This is a genomic window from Rhizobacter sp. P3_B12 (genome assembly GCF_056402895.1).
Genome location: NZ_JBFUGN010001360.1, coordinates 1 through 1,281, shown reverse-complemented (window position 1 = coordinate 1,281; position 1,281 = coordinate 1). Strand labels below are relative to the sequence as shown.

3 protein-coding genes and 1 pseudogene are annotated in these 1,281 nt (G+C 61.0%); 2 read left to right on the top strand and 2 right to left on the bottom strand.

The window, feature by feature from the left end; all coding sequences use genetic code 11:
- The coding region (locus AC1D01_RS35235; protein WP_477874242.1) for a hypothetical protein at nucleotides 1-227 on the bottom strand (227 nt) is incomplete at its 3' end.
- A gap of 46 nt (nucleotides 228-273) precedes the next feature.
- Here AC1D01_RS35235 and AC1D01_RS35230 point away from each other — a divergent pair.
- Both AC1D01_RS35230 and AC1D01_RS35225 read left to right on the top strand, forming a co-directional pair.
- Nucleotides 274-705: a nuclear transport factor 2 family protein gene (locus tag AC1D01_RS35230; protein ID WP_477874240.1), complete on the top strand. Its 432-nt coding sequence runs from the start codon at nucleotides 274-276 to the stop codon at nucleotides 703-705.
- A gap of 131 nt (nucleotides 706-836) precedes the next feature.
- Nucleotides 837-1,103, top strand: coding sequence for a hypothetical protein (locus tag AC1D01_RS35225; RefSeq protein ID WP_477874238.1), 267 nt, complete (start codon nucleotides 837-839; stop codon nucleotides 1,101-1,103).
- Nucleotides 1,104-1,129: 26 nt separating this feature from the next.
- Here AC1D01_RS35225 and AC1D01_RS35220 read toward each other — a convergent pair.
- Nucleotides 1,130-1,281: pseudogene (locus AC1D01_RS35220) on the bottom strand (IS256 family transposase); the annotation flags it as partial.

The window sequence follows — 1,281 nt, the reverse complement described above, 5'->3', positions numbered from 1 at the left end:
CACGCGAGGCATTCATCCTCGTCGTTGCGCTCGCTGGCCTTGTCGTACTCGGAATCTCCGCAGGCATCAAGTTCATCAGGAGCCTTCGGGAACCCGGCGCCGAGCGGAAAAGCTGACAAGACTGGCATCAGCCAGTCTTCAGCGAAGCGCTTCGCAGGCACACGTTGGCCGGAGATGCAACGGGTCGCCCCCCCAGGCCACCAGGCGAGACAGATGACAGGCAACATTCGGCCAACTGCTGTCGTTTGCGACAGACTGCTTCAGACGACCCCAATGTCCGAATTCCTCTTGGGCGTGCAACAGCTCGCCGGCAACCCGGAGGAGAATCTCGGAATGCCAACACATCAAACGGTAGAGACCTTCATCGAGCTGGTTGAAGGCGGCAACGGCATCGAGGCACTCAACAGGTTCTACGCCGAAAACGCTTCGATGCGTGAGAATCGGGCGCAACCCCGAGTCGGCAAGTCGGCGCTTCTCGCGCGCGAGATCGCCGCCCAAGCCTCCGTCCGGGACATGAGCGCCCGATGCGTTCGTCCCATCTTCATCGAAGGAGACATGGTGGTCATTCGATGGAAATTCGCCTACGTTGATGGTGAAGGCCGAGCCATTCACTTCGAGGAACTGGCCTATCAAAGATGGGCGGGCGACAGCATTCTGGAAGAGCAGTTCTTCTACGACCCAGGGCAGTTCAAGCCTCGCGTTTGAGGCGCTTGTCGGCCACGAGCAGCCCTTCGCGACCGGCTGCTTTGACGATCGGCCGGTGGCCCACGGGCCGCAATCTCGGTCCCGAATCGGAGAGCAGCCCCAAGCGCACCTGCATGCGTACACTGTGGTCCGTGGAATCGCTGCTCACTCTTGTCGATTCGTTCGTGGTCACTGCAGAACTTGCTCCGCAGCTCGACGGTCTCGAGCTGGGCAAGTGGTACGTCGTCGATGGCACGTTCGCTTCGGCAACGGAGCTGCCACCTCGCGGCAGTTGGGTTGAGGTGCAACTGCCGAACGGAGACTCCTGCCAGGTAGTGGTCGTGGGTTGCGAGATTCGGCATGGTGTTGCGGCGCTGTTGTTCAGGGGCTGTCAGGATTTCTGTGTGCGAGGCGGTTGAGATGAATTGGCTATTGGCCGACTCGCTTATCGACTGCCGTGCGCCGGCAGTGTGAATCGCTCTTCGTAGACCACAGCGAATTGGTTCATCGCGGGGCGCCACTCCTTGGCTGCGCGTCCCCAGTCAGCCGTGATGTTGCGCAGTGCCAGCCAGATCAGCTTGGTGGCCGCGTCGTCGC

Excerpts from the sequence above, each read along its gene's own strand:
- AC1D01_RS35230 (WP_477874240.1), top strand. The coding sequence starts at position 274 with ATGTCCGAATTCCTCTTGGGCGTGCAACAGCTCGCCGGCAACCCGGAG.